Here is a 16,038-nt window from a genome sequence, read left to right as displayed (position 1 = left end):
GGCCGGTCACAGCACAGGTCAGTGACGCCGGACACATGATTTCAGTGGAAATGGGACAGGTAAGCTTTACCAGCACCCAGATTCCGGTGACCGGCGCTCCGCGGGAAGTCATCAATGAATCCATGATCATCTGCGGCCAGAGCCTCAGATTTTGCGCCGCCACCATTGGAAACCCCCACTGCGTGATTGTCAGCGACGAAATCTCCATGGAACAAACCCGCCGGCTGGGACCGGTGATCGAAAACCACGAGATGTTTCCCAACCGCACAAATGTCCAGTTTGCAAAAATCCTGAACCGCGCCAGCCTGGCCATTGAAATCTGGGAGCGGGGCGCGGGCTACACCCTGGCCTCGGGCTCCAGCGCTTCGGCGGCCGCGGCCGTGGCCCGCCGGCTGGGATTGTGTGATGCCGAGATCACGGTTCACATGCCCGGCGGACAATTGCAGATCCGCATGGACGATCATTATCATATCCATATGAGCGGTCCTGTGGTCCGGGTCGCACGGGGACAGATCCACCGGGAAGTCCTGGACCAGCCGGCCATTGCCGATCTTTTTTAATCATTTGTCACCTTTGCCGGACCCAATGCCATGACCAAGGAATTTTTTACCGCTACGCCGGTTAAACAGGTTTTTGACCGCATTTTTGAATTCGTCCCCGTGGGCACGGAAAAACTGCCCATAGCCGAGACCTGCGGCCGGATCCTGGCCCAGGAAGTTGTTGCCCAAACCCATCTGCCCGGCTTTGCCAGGGCCACAATGGACGGCTATGCCGTTCGGGCCGCAGCCACCTTTGGCGCGTCTGAATCCAGCCCGGCATACCTGGAGATCATCGACAACGTCCACATGGGCCTGGCCGCGCAAACCCCCGTGGGCCACGGCCAGGCCGCGGGCATTGCCACAGGCGGCATGCTGCCCGAAGGCGCAGATGCCGTGGTCATGCTCGAACACACGGCCAAACTCGATGAAACCGCCCTGGAAATCTATAAAAGCGTGGCCCCGGGCGCCAATGTGGTGGCCGCAGACGAGGACGTGGCCGCCGGGCAGAAAATGCTTGCCCCCGGCAGCCGCATCCGGCCCCAGGAAATGGGCCTGATGGCCGCCCTTGGAATGGAAACCATCCGGGTTTTCAAAAAACCCGTGATCGGCATTATCTCCACGGGCGACGAACTCGCGGAAATCAACCAAACCCCGGAACCCGGGCAAATCCGGGATGTCAACACCTACTCCCTTGCCGGATGCGTGGCCCAGGCCGGGGGTGTTGCCCGGACATACGGCATTGTTGCAGACCGGTTTGATGCCCTGCGCAACACCTGCACCCGGGCCCTTGAGGAAACCGATATGATCCTGATATCCGGGGGCAGTTCCGTGGGAACCCGGGACCTGACCCTGGAGGTGATTGAATCGCTTCCTGATTCCCAAATCCTGTTCCATGGCATTCCCATCCGTCCGGGAAAACCCACAATCCTGGCAAAAATCGGCCAAAAGGCCCTTTGGGGGCTGCCCGGACAGATTGCTTCGGCCATGGTGGTCTTTGACCGGATCGTGGCCCGGTTTGTTGGACACATCAGCGGCAATGCATTATCTTATCGACAGCACGACCGGATCACGGCCGAGCTCACGCGCAACCTGTCATCCGTGCAGGGCCGCACCGATTACGTAAGGACCCGGATCGTGGAAGACCAGGGCCGGTTTTACGCCGAACCCATTCTTGGACCTTCAGGCCTGATCCGCACCCTGGTGGAGGCAGACGGGCTCATTGAAATCGATATGAACACCGAGGGGCTGGAAAAAGGCGAAACCGTTTTTGTGACCCTTCTCCGGTAAATCCGCTGTTTTTTGCGCCGGCATCCAAAAGAGGGAAAATGAGCAGCACCCGCAATATCTACCTGAAAATGAAAACCCTACGGGAAGCCCGGGATCTGCTGTCTGACCGCTTTGATCTCCGGCCCCGCAACCAGGGCGAGTCCGTGGCCGTCACAGAAGCTTCGGGCCGGATCCTTGCCCAACCGGTCTACGCCCGGCTATCGTCTCCGGGTTTTCATGCAGCGGCCATGGACGGCGTGGCAGTAAAGGCAGAGGCCACCTTCGGGGCCACAGAAGCCAATCCCAAAATCCTTGAGACCGGCACCCGGGCCGTGTTTGTCAACACCGGGCACATCATGCCCGCAGACACCAATGCTGTGATCATGATCGAAGACATCCAGGTCATTGACGAAAACCGCATTCAAATCGAGGCCCCGGCCTTTCCCTGGCAGCACGTGCGCCGCATGGGAGAAGACATCGTGGCCACAGAGCTTTTGTTTGCCCGCCACCACCACATCACCTCCTATTGCATCGGCGCCCTGCTGGCCGGCGGGATCACGGAGGTTTCGGTTCTGGCCAAACCGTTCCTGTTTCTGCTGCCCACGGGCCCGGAACTGGTGGATCACCGGCAGATGCCCGAAGAACTTTCCCCGGGCCGGGTCATTGAATCCAACTCCCATGTGCTGGGTCAGATGGCAAAAGAACTGGGGGCGCAATACATCCGCCACGACATCGTGGCCGACAATTTCAGACAGATCTCCCAAACGGTTTCTGAGGCGGCCCAAGACCCGAATATGGACATGATCCTGATCATGGGCGGTTCTTCTTCGGGCAGCGAGGATTTTGCCCGGCAGGTGATTGAATCGCTGGGAGCGGTCCATGTCCACGGAGTGGCCATGATGCCCGGAAAACCCGTTGTGATCGGGGAGATCAACCACAAGCCCGCCTTTGGCATTCCCGGATATCCGGTGTCTGCCATCATGGCCTTTGAACAGTTTGTCGCCCCCCTGATCTGCGCCATGCTGGGCCGGGCCGAACCCGAGCCCGAAACCATCCATGTGCGGCCCACCCGCAAAATTGCCGGCAAGCTCGGCATGGAACAATTTGTGCGGGTCAAGCTGGGAAAAGTGGGTGCCAGCATCGTGGCCACTCCCCTGCCCCGGGGCGCTGGCACCATCACCAGCATCACCGAAGCCCACGGCATCATCCGGATTGACGCGGACAAGGAGGGTATCCGGGAAAATGATACCGTTTCCGCCAGGCTTTTAAAGGACCGCAGATCCATTGAGGACAACATCGTGGCTGTGGGCAGCCATGACAATGCCATAGACGTGCTGGCCGATCTGCTGCGGGCCGAAAGCAGCCGCTACAGCCTGTCATCGAGCCATGTGGGCTCCATGGGCGGGCTCATGGCTGTGAAAAAGGGGCTGTGCCATTTAGCCGGCACCCACCTGCTCGACACCCATGACGGCTCCTACAATATTTCCTATGTTAAAAAGTTTCTGCCGGATGTGCCCGTACGCCTGGTGCGCCTTGCAGAACGGGAGCAGGGTCTGATCGTGGCACCCGGCAATCCCAAAAAACTGTCGGCAATCACCGATCTGGCAAGAAATGATGTGGTGTTTATCAACCGCCAGTCCGGCTCCGGCACCAGGGTGCTGCTCGATTTTCATCTCAGGGGTGCAGGCGTTGATTCGGCCGCCATCACCGGATATGAAAACGAGGAATTCACCCACATGGCCGTGGCCGTGGCCGTGCTCGGCCGGGCTGCGGATGCGGGTCTGGGCATTCGCGCCGCAGCCCGGGCTCTGGACCTGGATTTTATTCCGGTTGCCACGGAATCCTATGAACTGGTGATCCCGGAAGCCTTTGCCGAATCCGGAAGAATCCGGCTGCTTACGGAAATGATCGGCTCGGCTCAGTTTATTGAACGCCTCCATGCCATGGGCGGCTATCATACGCAAAACACCGGCCTTGTGGTGTGGAAAAGTCACCAATAGCGATTGCAGGCCGCTTATGCCCTACGAGGTCATCGATCATACGGCGGATACCGGCATCCGGGTATGGGCCCCGACTTTGGCGGATCTGTTTGCCGAGGCATGCCGGGCCCTGTTTGAACAGATCACAGACTTAAACCAGATAACTGAAACGCATGCGCAAACCATTTGCGTTGACGGCATTGACCGGACCGACCTGCTCATCAACTGGCTCCGGGGCTGCCTGCTGGAATGGACCGCAAGCCAGCGCCTGATCCGGTCCGCAAAGATTATCGAAATCCGGGATACATGGCTGGAGGCCCGCGTTTTTGTCCGGGCCTTTGATCCGCAAAAGCACCCGGTATTTGCAGACATCAAGGCAGTGACCTATCACAACGCAAACCTGTCGCCGACATCCAACGGCTGGCAGGGTGAAGTGATTTTTGATGTATAGGAAAACAGGGCCATGGAACTGATACAAACAGACGCCTACACATGGGAGATTCCCAGAACCGGGGGCATGAACGTGCCCGCCCGGATCTATGCCAGTGCTGCGATCATGGAAACGGTCAAAAAGGAAGAAACCTTCAAGCAGCTCGTCAACGTGGCCAGTCTTCCGGGCATTGTGAGCCGGGCCATGGCCATGCCCGACATCCACTGGGGATACGGGTTTCCCATCGGCGGGGTGGCGGCCTTTGACATGGACTTCGGGGTAATTTCCCCGGGCGGGGTGGGCTATGACATCAACTGCGGGGTGCGGCTTGCCGCCCTGGGCCTTGAGGAAAAGGAAATCCGGCCGCACATAGAAGACCTCGTTGTTGCCCTGCAAAAACACATCCCCTCCGGGGTTGGCTCCACCGGCGCTGTGAAGCTGTCTTTGGCAGATCTGAAAAAAGTCATGAAAAAAGGCAGTCCGTGGGCCCTCTCCCAAGGCTATGGCCGGGACACGGACACCGGGCGTACCGAGGAAGGCGGCTGCATGGAAAATGCCGATCCCGGAGATGTCAGCGATCGGGCCATGGACCGGGGCAAAAACCAGCTTGGCACCCTGGGTTCGGGCAACCATTTCATGGAAATCGGGGTGGTGGACACCATTTATGACCCGGCAGCCGCCCGGGTATTCGGCCTGGCCGAAAATCAGGTGACCCTGCTGATCCACACGGGCTCCCGGGGCCTGGGCCATCAGATCTGCGACGACTTTCTTGCGCTGATGACCAAAAAAGTGCACAAATCCGGCATTGCCCTGCCTGACCGGCAGCTGGCCTGTATGCCGGTGCAATCTGCGGAAGGACAGGCCTATTACCGGGCAATGGCGTGCGCGGCCAACTTTGCCTGGGCCAACCGCCAGGTCCTGCTGCACATGGCCGAAACGGTGTTGATGCACACCCTGGGCATCAGCCCCCGGGATCTGAGAATGCGGATGGTCTATGACGTGTGCCACAATATCGCCAAAATTGAAACCCATGTCATTGACAAGGAAAAACGAAAAGTCTGCGTTCACCGCAAAGGCGCCACCCGGGCTTTTGGCCCGGGCAATGCCGGTCTGGACCCGGCTTTTCGGGACACGGGCCAGCCCATTTTGATCCCCGGGGACATGGGCACGGCTTCTTATGTGCTGGCTGGCACCCAAAAGGCAATGGAAGAAACATTTGGCTCCACCTGCCACGGCGCAGGCCGGGTCATGAGCCGAAAGGCTGCCAAAAAGGCGGCAAAGGGCCGGTCCCTGCAGCAGGAAATGGAGAAAAAGGGCGTTTTCGTCCGGGCCGCGGGCCGGGGCACCATGGCAGAGGAAATGCCCGAAGCCTACAAGGACGTCACCGAGGTGGTCAACGTGGTGCACGGTTCCGGGATATCCAAAAAAGTGGCCAAACTCCGACCCATTGCCGTAATCAAGGGATAGACAACACCAAAAATCACAAAAAACAGGAGGAAAAACTGCTGTGAATCCGGCTATTTTCAGAGAATACGACATCCGGGCGATCGCGGACAAGGATATAAACGACCATGAGGTTTACCTGCTGGGTCGGGCCATGGGCACTTACATGGCCGGCCACGGATGCACCACATTGAGCGTGGGCCGGGACTGCCGGCTGACCTCGGAGCGCTGGGCCGGCCACCTGATCCGGGGCCTGACAGAATCGGGCTGCGATGTCATCGACATCGGGGTCTGCCCGACGCCGGTGCTTTATTTTTCCATCTGGCACCTGCAGACCCAGGGCGGGATCATGGTGACAGCCAGCCACAACCCGCCGGAATACAACGGGTTTAAGATCTGCAAGGGTACGGACTCGGTGCATGGAAAAGAGATCGGCAAAATCGGGCAAATCGCGGAAAAAGGCGAATTTCAGACCGGACAGGGACATGTGACCGAAGCCGACGCCATCACTCCTTACCAGGACTACATCCGGGACAATGTCAGCATCAAAAGACAGCTGCGGGTGGGCATTGACGCAGGCAACGGCACTGCCGGGGTTGTTGCCGTGCCCCTGCTCAAGTCCCTGGGATGCAAGGTTTATGATCTTTATTGCGACATGGACGGCCGGTTTCCAAATCACGAGGCCGATCCCACTGTAATGGAAAATCTGACCGATCTCATCGCCCTGGTGCGGGCCAAAAGCCTGGATCTGGGCATCGGCTATGACGGAGACGGCGACCGCATCGGCGTGGTGGACCAAAACGGCCGGGTGATTTACGGAGATCAGCTCATGATCATTTTTGCCAGGGAGATTTTGTCCCGAAAGCCCGGGGCTGCGTTCATATCCGAGGTCAAGTGCTCCAAGACCATGTATGACGATATTGAACGCCACGGGGGCCGGGCCGTGATGTGGAAAACCGGCCATTCCCTGATCAAGGAAAAGATGAAGGCGGAAAAAGCTGAGCTGGCCGGGGAAATGAGCGGCCACATGTTTTTTGCCGACCGATATTTCGGTTTTGATGACGCGGTTTATGCCTCATGCCGGTTAATCGAGATTCTTTCGGAAACCGGCGCCACCATTGACGATCTGTTAAACGATGTCCCGGAAACCGTAAGCACCCCGGAAATCCGTGTGGAATGCGGCGATGAGGTGAAATTTGACGTGGTGGAGCGAGCCCGGCAGCTTTTGGCGGAACAGTATCAGGTCATTGACATTGACGGGGTGAGAATTGTATTTGACGACGGATGGGGGCTCGTGCGCGCATCCAATACCCAGCCGGCCCTGGTCATGCGCTTTGAGGCCCTGTCGCAAAACCGCCTGGATGCAATCCGAAACACCGTGGAAAGCACCATTTCCCGGGTACAGAATGAAATCCGGGCATAACCGCAGCTGTGGCCCGGCATGGAAAGGCTTAACCCGGTTTAGGTCAAAAGTTCTTTGGATATCAGGAAATGCGCTGGATTTCCGCTGCATTTTCAGATAACCAGAGAAAAAAATTGCATTGAATCGACAACTGAATGGAAACATAACGGGAGACTGTGGAGGTTTGTGAATGAAAGTACTTGTCAGCGACAATCTGGGTGAAGCCGGAATTGAAATATTGAAGGCAGCCGGGCTGGATGTGGATGTGAAAACCGGGCTCTCGCCCGAAGAACTCAAGGCCGAAATCGAGCCCTATCATGCCCTGGTGATCCGAAGTGCCACCCGGGTGACCGATGATTTGCTGGAAGCTGCGGAAAACCTTAAAGTGGTGGGCCGGGCCGGCATCGGCCTGGATAACGTGGACATTCCGGCGGCCACCCGCAGGGGTGTGGTGGTCATGAACACCCCGGGCGGCAACGTGGTGACAACAGCCGAGCACGCCATTTCCATGATGCTTGCCCTGAGCCGCAATATCGCCCAGGGAACCGCCTCGCTAAAAACCGGCCGGTGGGACAAGAAAAAACTCATGGGCCGGGAAATCTACAACAAGACCCTTGGGGTAATCGGATTTGGCAAGATCGGTTCCGTGGTCGCAGACCGGGCCCGGGGTCTGAAAATGAAAGTTTTGGTCTATGATCCGGTGGTCCAGGACGAGACAATAGAAAAACAGGGATTTGAATCCGTCCGCCTGGATGAGCTTTACGCCCGGGCCGATTACATCACCATTCATGTGCCCAAAAACAAGGAAACGGCCAACATGATCAATGCAGAGGCCCTGGCAAAAATGAAGGACGGGGTCATGGTCATTAACTGCGCCCGCGGCGGAATTGTGGATGAAGAAGCCCTGTATGAAGCGCTTGAATCCGGCAAGGTGGCCGGCGCGGCCCTGGACGTGTTTGCCCAGGAACCCCCGCCGGCAGACCTGCGGCTGCTGCAGTCCGAAAAAGTGATCCTGACGCCGCACCTGGGCGCGTCCACATTTGAAGCCCAGACCAATGTGGCCGTGGCCGTGGCCAACCAGATCGTGGAATATTTAAAGCACAACAACGTGGTCAATGCGGTCAATGTGCCCTCCATTTCCGGCCAGGCCCTGGAGCAGCTCGGACCCTTTATCCGCCTGGCAGAAAAAATGGGCATGCTCCATGCCCAGTTCATGACCGAACAGTTAAAGGAAATCAACATCCTCTACAACGGCGATTTTTTCGGATATGACCTGATGCCGGTGACCTCCGCCTTTATCCAGGGGCTGCTGAGCTACCGGCTGGGTGCCGAGGTCAATGCTGTCAATGCCCACTACATTGCCAAGGAGCGCGGCATTAAAATCACCGAATCCAGTTCCCCGGAAACCACCGATTTTCTGCACATGGTCACCACCAAAATCACAGGGCCGGAAAAAACCCTGACTGTGGCCGGAACGGTTTTCGGCAAAAGCGACCCCCGCATTGTCCGCATTGATGATTTCCGCATTGAAATCATCCCCAAAGGACACCTCGCCCTGATCCACAATCTGGACGAACCCGGGGCCATCGGCAGTATAGGAACCACCCTGGGCGATCACGGGATCAATATCTCCAGGATGCAGGTGGGGCTGGAAGAAGGCGGCGAACACAATATTATTCTGCTCAGAACCGACACGCCCATTTCGCAAAACGTGGTTGACGCGCTCATGGCCCTGCCCAAAGTCATATCGGTCAGAACAATGGAACTATAAATTCAAAAGGGAGAAAACCGGAGATGGTACAACAAGACAAGGGAAACGATCCAAATTTGCATTCCGGATCCGTCATGCCGGAGATCAACTTCATTACCTTTCTTTTGTCGTTAAATTCCTCGGCCCTGGTTCATCTGGGTCAGCACCCGGATCCCACCAGCGGGGCCACGGCCAAAAACCTGCCCGTGGCCAAGCAGACCATTGACGTGATTGCCATGCTGGAGGAAAAAACCCGGGGCAACCTCACAGACGAGGAAAAGCGGTTATTGACAAACGTCTTGTATGAATTACGTTTATTATATGTAAAAGAAACCGGGGGTGAATAGCTGGTTGCCGGAAATACCGACAACCCGCAAGCACGTTAACAAGGAGGCAAGGCGAGTATGGGACTGCAACTGAAACCGACCGGATGGCTGACTGTAATCATAACCGTGACCGCTTTGACGGCTGCCGGGTTTTTTCTGATGCCCCGGCCTCACGCCACCTCTGCTGCCGGCTCCCAGCAGGAACAGCAAACCATGGTGCCTGCCAGTTTCACCCAGCTGGCAGAAGAGGCGGGCCCGTCGGTGGTCAACATCCGTACCGTGAAAACCGTTGATAACGGCGGCCAGGTGTTCAAGCATTTCTTCGGGCCCCAAGGGCCCCCACAGGGCGGTCCGTTTGATGAATTTTTCGATCGTTTCTTCGACCAGCAGGACCCGCGGGAATTCAAGCAAAGAAGCTTGGGTTCCGGTTTTGTCCTGGACAGGGAGGGTCACATTGTCACCAACAATCACGTGATCGAAAACGCCGACCAGATCCAGGTAAAGCTCAAAAACGGAAACGAGTATGACGCTGAGATCATCGGCACTGACCCCAACACGGATCTCGCCCTGATCAAAATCGAGGCGGATGAAAAACTGCCCGCCCTGGAGCTGGGCGATTCCAGGGACATGAAAATCGGCCAGTGGGTGGTGGCCATCGGCAATCCCTTCGGCCTGGAGCACACGGTGACAGCCGGTATTGTCAGCGCCAAGGGAAGGGTCATCGGGGCCGGCCCTTATGACGATTTCATCCAGACAGACGCATCCATTAACCCGGGCAACAGCGGCGGGCCGCTACTGAACATGAACGGCGAGGTCATCGGCATTAACACCGCCATTGTGGCCGGGGGCAAGGGAATCGGTTTTGCCATTCCCTCAGGCCTTGCCAAAGATATCATCACCGAGCTCAAAGAAAGCGGTGAAGTGACCCGGGGATGGCTTGGCGTGGCCATCCAGGAGCTCAATGACGAATTGAAGCAATATTATGATGTCAGCCAGGGCGTGATGATCAGCCAGGTATTTGATGGCGATCCGGCGGACAAGGCCGGTATCAAACCAAATGATATCATCACTGAAGTCAACGGCAAGCCCGTAGACTCGCCCAGGGAACTTTCCCGGCGCATTGCCGCGATCAAACCCGGACAAAAGGCAAAAATCAAGCTCATCCGGGAAGGCAAAACCCGGACAATTGACGTTGAAATCGCCAAGCGGGAAGAAGAAAAACTCGCTGACCGCGGCCGGGGCCAAGCTCCCGGAAGCACGCAGGAAGCGGAACTGGGCCTTGATGTCACGGATTTGAACCAGGAAATGGCCCGGCAATTAAACCTTGAAGAAGTCCGGGGTGTTATCGTTACCCAGGTGGCCCGGGACAGCAAGGCGGCCGAAGCCGGATTTCAAAAAGGCGATATCATCCGTGAAATCAATCATGAAAAAATCGGTTCAGTGACTGACTTTAAAAAAATGATTCAGGATGTGGAATCCGGGCAAACCCTGTCTTTTTACGTGCTGCGGCCCAGGCAGGGCATTACCGTTATCAAGCTGACCAAATAATTTTGTCCCGTGGAAATCCAGGCTCCGGCAAAAATCAATTTGTTCCTGGATGTCCTTGGCAAACGAACGGACGGCTATCATGAACTCCAATCCCTGATGTGCCCCATCGGGATTCATGATACCGTCCGTTTGTCATGTGATCCCGCAGCCACTTCCGGAGACATCACGGTTACATGCCCCCATCCGCTTGTGCCTTTGGGCCGGGCCAACCTGGCCTGGGCAGCGGCCGCCTCCTTTTTTGCAGAAACCGGCTTTGCTGCCAAAACGGTGGTTTCCATTGACAAACACATCCCAGTGGGTGCCGGCCTGGGCGGTGGCAGCAGCGATGCGGCAGCCGTTCTGACCGGGCTGAACCGCTTGTTTGAAAATCCCCTCCCCGCCGACAGGCTCATGATGCTTGGGCTCAGACTTGGCGCGGATGTACCCTTTTTCATATACGGCCAACCGGCCATTGCCGCCGGCATTGGCGAAAAACTTTCCCCCCTTTCCGGCCTGCCCCGATTCAACCTGGTGCTGATCTATCCCGGATGCCCCGTATCCACTACCGAAGTCTATAAAAAGTTGAATTTGGCATTGACAAAAAACAAAAAAATACATACAAAATTTACTTTCAAATCAGGCTCGGAAGCCGATTTCGCAAGGCGGCTTTACAATGCGCTTGAACCGCCGGCCATGCAACTCTGCCCGGAAATACGCCATGCCAAACAGGCCCTGATGGATTGCGGGGCGTTAAAGGCGTTGATGAGCGGCAGCGGATCTTCGGTTTTCGGCCTTTTTTCAGATGCCGAAAAGGCCCGGCAGGCTTTTGATCGGTTATCCGCCCGGCAGGGCACATGGCAGGTGTTTGAAACCAGCCTGCTGCGCTGACATTGATCCTGCGGGGCGAAAAAAGCAAACCACCGGTTGCTGGGGCGTAGTCAAGCGGTAAGACACAGGATTTTGGTTCCTGCATTCGGAGGTTCGAATCCTCCCGCCCCAGCCATTTCAAAAACAGTTTCACGAGGAATTTTCAACCCCGGGAAAGGGGAAGGCAACGTGGAGAACAACGGATATATCATTTTTTCCGGCTTATCCAATCCGCAGCTGGCAGAATCTGTCTGCAGTTATTTGAACCAGCCCCTGGGCAATGCCAAGGTAAAGCGCTTCAGCGACGGTGAAGTGCAGATCGAAATCGATGACAATGTCCGGGCAAAGGACGTGTTTGTCATGCAGTCCACCTGTTGCCCGGTCAATGATCATTTGGTGGAACTTTTGCTGATGATCGACGCGTTCAAGCGCTCCTCTGCCAGGCGGATCACAGCGGTGATCCCTTATTTCGGCTATGCCCGCCAGGATAAAAAAGTGGCCCCCAGGGTGCCCATCAGCGCCAAACTGGTGGCGGACCTGCTGACCCGGGCCGGAGCCAACCGGGTGATCACCATGGATCTGCATGCCGGCCAGATCCAGGGCTTTTTTGACATTCCCGTGGACAATTTGTTTGCCGCCCCTGTGCTGATCAACCACATGCGCAGGCGATTTTCCGAAGACCTGGTGATCGTCTCACCGGATGCCGGCGGCGTGGAACGGGCAAGGGCATTTGCCAAGCGATTAAACGCGGGCCTTGCCATCATTGATAAGCGACGTTCCGCCCCCAACCAGGCCAAGGCCATGGCGGTCATCGGAAACGTGGAAGGCAAAAAGGCCCTAATTCTCGACGACATGGCCGATACTGCCGGCACCCTGACCGAGGCGGCCAACGCAATTTCGGCCAACGGCGCCAAAGAAGTTCATGCCTGCTGCACGCATGCAGTGCTCTCCGGGCCGGCGATCGACCGGATCAATGCCTCAAGTTTAAAATCCATGGTGATCACAGACACAATCCCGCTGTCGGGAAAACCCAAAACATGCGACAAGATCACCGTGCTCAGTATTGCCGAATTGTTTGGCGAGGCCATTTACCGCAGCCACACCGGCGATTCCGTGACATCTTTGTTCGTCTGATCAAATATGCTGCATAAGACATTTATTTGGAGGATACATTTTGGATATCATCAAGCTAAACGCTCAACCCCGTCAGGAAACAGGCAAGGGCGCAGCCCGGAGTCTGCGGCGCGCCGGTCGCATCCCGGCGGTGCTCTACGGGGCCGACATTGAAAGCCGGCCCCTGTCGGTCAGCATCCAGGAACTGGAACGGATGTTTAACAACCCCCAGTTCACCCGGGGCCTGATCAACCTGGCTGTTGAAAACAGCGGAAACCGTCGTCAAACTGTCATGATCAAGGAATTCCAGCGCGACCCGGTCAAGGATCATTACCTGCACATTGATTTTTATGAAATCAAGATGGACCAGAAAATTTCTGTGATGGTGCCGGTGACCACCACGGGCACGTCCAACGGCGTGGAGGAAGGCGGCATTCTGCAGATCATCCGCCGGGAGTTGGAAGTCTACTGCCTGCCGGCCAATATTCCGGAACAGATTGAAATCGATATTACCCCGCTTGAAATGGGAGACTCGGTTCATGTCAGCGAGGTACCGCTGCCGGAAAACGTGGAAATTCCCTATGAAGTCGATTTCACGATCCTGACCGTAGTCAGCCCGAAGATGGAGGAACCCGAAGAAGAGGTCCTGGAAGAAGAAGGCCTGGAAGAAGGCGCAGAGGGCGCAGCGGATGAAGGAGAAGAAACCGAATCCGGGGACGAGGCCGAAGAATAACTGTGCAGGCCGAACCCTGGCTGATTGCCGGTCTGGGCAACCCGGGTCGCCTCTATGCCCGTACCCGGCATAACATTGGTTTCCGGGCCGTTGAAAATGCATCCGAAAAATGCGGCGTGGCCATGGATCAGACAAGATTCAGGGCCCGCTTTGGCCGCGGCCTTTGCGGCAGCCGGAAAGTCATTTTCGCCCAGCCCCTGGATTACATGAACCGAAGCGGACCGCCGCTTCGCCGGCTTGCAGATTATTTCGGCATAAAGACCGGGCAGATGCTGGTCATACATGATGATCTGGATATAGAAAAAGGACAAATAAAATTCAAAGAGAAAGGAGGTCACGGAGGGCACAACGGCATTAAATCGATCATGGAAGCCTTTTCGTCAGGAGGTTTTCCAAGGCTTCGAATCGGCATCGGACGACCTGCTGCGCCGATGGATGTCACGGGCTGGGTGCTGGGCAAATTCACTGCCGAAGAACAACGTTTTTTCGGCCCTGTGATTGAAAGCGCAGGCCTTGCCGTGCTAACAATGATCGATGAGGGATTGCCGGTTGCAATGAATCGTTTCAATCAAAAGCAGGTTCTCTAGGTGTCTAATTTTTTTAACCTAAAATTTTAGGGAGGTAGGCATGGAAGTTATTATGGAAAACATTCCGCTAACTTGTACACTCATTGGTGCACTCGGAATCATTTATTCCCTGGTTGTGGCCGGCATGATCAAAACCGCTCCCACCGGGACGGAAAAAATGGTGGAAATCGCCAATGCCATTCAGGAAGGCGCAATCGCCTACCTGAACCGTCAGCTCAAGACCATTGTGATCGTGGGCATCGCGATTTTTATCATTATCTTTTTCAGTCTTGGCACCACCACTGCGGTGGGTTTTGCCGTGGGCGCCGTGGCCTCTTACCTGGCCGGTTACATCGGCATGCGGGTATCGGTTCTGGCCAATATCCGCACGGCTGAAGCCGCCAAGAGCGGTCTTTCTGCTGGCCTGAAAATGGCCTTTCGCGGCGGTTCCGTGACAGGTATGCTGGTTGCCGGTCTTGCCCTGACCGCCATCGCCGGCTTTTACACAATTGTCGAAGACGTGGTGCCCCTGGTGGCACTGGGTTTTGGCGGCAGTCTGATTTCCATCTTTGCCCGTCTCGGCGGCGGCATCTTTACCAAGGGTGCTGACGTGGGTGCGGACCTGGTGGGCAAGGTCGAAGCCGGCATTCCCGAAGACGACCCGAGAAACCCGGCAACCATCGCCGATAATGTGGGCGACAATGTCGGCGACTGCGCCGGCATGGCCGCTGACCTTTTTGAAACCTATGCGGTCACTGTTGTGGCAGCCATGCTGCTGGGCCACCTGTTTTTCCCCGAAGAGCCAATGGCTGTTCATTACCCCATGATTCTCGGCGCCATCTCCATTGTCGCCTCCATTATTGCCACCCTTTTTGTGCGCCTGGGCAAAAATGAATACATCATGGGCGCCCTGTACAAGGGAATGTTTGGCGCAGCCATCCTGGCCGCCATCGCATTTTACATTTTTACCGTCAACATGGTTGACACAATCGGCGGCATTCCGGGGATCAACCTGTTTTACGCATCCCTGGTGGGTCTTGTGCTCACAGTTGTCATCGTTATTATCACCGAGTATTATACCGGCATTTACGGCCCGGTCAAAGCCATTGCCGAAGCCTCCACCACCGGCCATGCCACCAACATCATTGCCGGCCTGGCCATCAGCATGCAGGCCACTGCCGCTCCCGTGCTGGCCATCTGCGTGGGCATCGGCGTTGCTTACAGCTTTGCTGATCTTTATGGTATCGCCATTGCCGCCGTTGCCATGCTGTCGATGACCGGTATGGTCATTGCCATTGACGCTTACGGCCCCATTACGGACAATGCCGGCGGCATCGCCGAAATGGCGGACCTTGATGACAGTGTCCGCGCCGTCACCGATCCCCTGGATGCGGTTGGCAACACCACAAAAGCCGTGACCAAGGGCTATGCCATTGGTTCCGCCGGTCTGGCCGCACTGGTGCTGTTTTCCTGCTATACCCAGGAATTCGTTCTCCAAGCCGGAACCGAGGAAGCCGCTGCAGCCCTGAATTTCGGCCTCAGCGACGTTAACGTGATTATCGGTCTGTTTATCGGCGGTCTGCTGCCCTTCCTGTTTGCCTCCATTGCCATGAACGCGGTTGGCCGGGCAGGCAGTGCAGTTGTGGATGAAGTCCGCCGGCAATTCCGGGAAATTCCGGGCATCATGGAAGGAACCTCTAAACCTGACTATGGTGCATGCGTGGATATTGTCACCAAGTTTGCGCTCAAGGAAATGCTGCTTCCCGCCCTGCTGCCTGTGGTCGCTCCTTTGCTGGTCGGCCTGTTTCTCGGCAAAATCGCCCTTGGCGGACTGCTGATCGGCAGCATCGTCACCGGTCTGTTTGTGGCTATCTCCATGACCACCGGTGGTGCGGCCTGGGACAATGCCAAAAAATACATTGAGGACGGTTACTTTGGCGGCAAGGGCAGCGATGCCCACAAAGCCGCGGTTACCGGCGACACCGTCGGCGACCCGTACAAGGATACAGCCGGCCCTGCGGTCAACCCGATGATCAAGATTCTCAACGTGGTTGCCCTGCTCATGGTGCCGTTCCTGCTGTAAGCACCGCATCTGTT

14 protein-coding genes and 1 tRNA gene are annotated in these 16,038 nt (G+C 56.6%); all 15 read left to right on the top strand.

The genetic code is table 11. The features are described 5' to 3' along the window. Positions 1-560, top strand: a 560-nt coding sequence (gene dapF, locus R6U41_RS06265; RefSeq protein WP_410268976.1) for a diaminopimelate epimerase, incomplete at its 5' end; no start/stop codon positions are given. A gap of 30 nt (positions 561-590) precedes the next feature. After that, a complete protein-coding gene (gene glp, locus R6U41_RS06260) occupies positions 591-1,826 on the top strand; it encodes a gephyrin-like molybdotransferase Glp (protein ID WP_410268975.1) in 1,236 nt (411 codons plus the stop codon). A 38-nt stretch (positions 1,827-1,864) separates the two neighbouring features. Continuing rightward, on the top strand, positions 1,865-3,805 hold the full coding sequence (locus R6U41_RS06255) for a molybdopterin biosynthesis protein (protein ID WP_410268974.1): 1,941 nt from the start codon (positions 1,865-1,867) through the stop codon (positions 3,803-3,805). A gap of 16 nt (positions 3,806-3,821) precedes the next feature. Continuing rightward, positions 3,822-4,235 (top strand): archease, encoded by a 414-nt coding sequence (locus R6U41_RS06250; RefSeq protein WP_410268973.1) that lies wholly within the window; start codon positions 3,822-3,824, stop codon positions 4,233-4,235. A 12-nt stretch (positions 4,236-4,247) separates the two neighbouring features. Continuing rightward, positions 4,248-5,681: an RtcB family protein gene (locus R6U41_RS06245; protein WP_410268972.1), complete on the top strand. Its 1,434-nt coding sequence runs from the start codon at positions 4,248-4,250 to the stop codon at positions 5,679-5,681. 40 nt (positions 5,682-5,721) lie between these two features. Beyond that, complete coding sequence (locus R6U41_RS06240) at positions 5,722-7,080, top strand: phosphomannomutase/phosphoglucomutase (protein ID WP_410268971.1); 1,359 nt, start codon at positions 5,722-5,724, stop codon at positions 7,078-7,080. A 169-nt stretch (positions 7,081-7,249) separates the two neighbouring features. Continuing rightward, entirely contained in the window at positions 7,250-8,830 is a 1,581-nt protein-coding gene (gene serA, locus R6U41_RS06235) for a phosphoglycerate dehydrogenase (protein ID WP_410268970.1), read from the top strand. Between the two features lie 74 nt (positions 8,831-8,904). Beyond that, on the top strand, positions 8,905-9,156 hold the full coding sequence (locus tag R6U41_RS06230; RefSeq protein WP_410268969.1) for a DUF1844 domain-containing protein: 252 nt from the start codon (positions 8,905-8,907) through the stop codon (positions 9,154-9,156). A 57-nt stretch (positions 9,157-9,213) separates the two neighbouring features. Further along, positions 9,214-10,683, top strand: a complete 1,470-nt coding sequence (locus tag R6U41_RS06225; RefSeq protein WP_410268968.1) for a Do family serine endopeptidase — start codon at positions 9,214-9,216, stop codon at positions 10,681-10,683. Between the two features lie 9 nt (positions 10,684-10,692). After that, positions 10,693-11,550, top strand: a complete 858-nt coding sequence (locus tag R6U41_RS06220) for a 4-(cytidine 5'-diphospho)-2-C-methyl-D-erythritol kinase (RefSeq protein ID WP_410268967.1) — start codon at positions 10,693-10,695, stop codon at positions 11,548-11,550. Between the two features lie 40 nt (positions 11,551-11,590). Beyond that, a tRNA-Gln gene (locus R6U41_RS06215) sits at positions 11,591-11,665 on the top strand. Positions 11,666-11,718: 53 nt separating this feature from the next. Then, positions 11,719-12,663 carry a ribose-phosphate diphosphokinase gene (locus R6U41_RS06210; protein ID WP_410268966.1) on the top strand — a complete coding sequence of 315 codons (945 nt, stop codon included), beginning with the start codon at positions 11,719-11,721 and terminating at the stop codon, positions 12,661-12,663. Between the two features lie 40 nt (positions 12,664-12,703). Then, positions 12,704-13,375, top strand: a complete 672-nt coding sequence (locus R6U41_RS06205) for a 50S ribosomal protein L25/general stress protein Ctc (RefSeq protein ID WP_410268965.1) — start codon at positions 12,704-12,706, stop codon at positions 13,373-13,375. Positions 13,376-13,377: 2 nt separating this feature from the next. After that, positions 13,378-13,962 (top strand): aminoacyl-tRNA hydrolase, encoded by a 585-nt coding sequence (pth, locus tag R6U41_RS06200; RefSeq protein ID WP_410268964.1) that lies wholly within the window; start codon positions 13,378-13,380, stop codon positions 13,960-13,962. 40 nt (positions 13,963-14,002) lie between these two features. After that, positions 14,003-16,024: a sodium-translocating pyrophosphatase gene (locus tag R6U41_RS06195; RefSeq protein ID WP_410268963.1), complete on the top strand. Its 2,022-nt coding sequence runs from the start codon at positions 14,003-14,005 to the stop codon at positions 16,022-16,024. The last annotated feature ends 14 nt before the right edge of the window (positions 16,025-16,038 follow it).

The organism is Desulfosalsimonas sp., from assembly GCF_046483245.1.
Taxonomy (GTDB): domain Bacteria; phylum Desulfobacterota; class Desulfobacteria; order Desulfobacterales; family Desulfosalsimonadaceae; genus Desulfosalsimonas.
Note: the sequence above shows the minus strand (reverse complement) of the source record. Positions and strands in the feature narration are given on the sequence as shown.

Excerpts from the sequence above, each read along its gene's own strand:
- glp (WP_410268975.1), top strand. The coding sequence starts at position 591 with ATGACCAAGGAATTTTTTACCGCTACGCCGGTTAAACAGGTTTTTGAC.
- R6U41_RS06255 (WP_410268974.1), top strand. The coding sequence starts at position 1,865 with ATGAGCAGCACCCGCAATATCTACCTGAAAATGAAAACCCTACGGGAA.
- R6U41_RS06250 (WP_410268973.1), top strand. The coding sequence starts at position 3,822 with ATGCCCTACGAGGTCATCGATCATACGGCGGATACCGGCATCCGGGTA.
- R6U41_RS06245 (WP_410268972.1), top strand. The coding sequence starts at position 4,248 with ATGGAACTGATACAAACAGACGCCTACACATGGGAGATTCCCAGAACC.
- serA (WP_410268970.1), top strand. The coding sequence starts at position 7,250 with ATGAAAGTACTTGTCAGCGACAATCTGGGTGAAGCCGGAATTGAAATA.
- R6U41_RS06230 (WP_410268969.1), top strand. The coding sequence starts at position 8,905 with ATGCCGGAGATCAACTTCATTACCTTTCTTTTGTCGTTAAATTCCTCG.
- R6U41_RS06225 (WP_410268968.1), top strand. The coding sequence starts at position 9,214 with ATGGGACTGCAACTGAAACCGACCGGATGGCTGACTGTAATCATAACC.
- R6U41_RS06195 (WP_410268963.1), top strand. The coding sequence starts at position 14,003 with ATGGAAGTTATTATGGAAAACATTCCGCTAACTTGTACACTCATTGGT.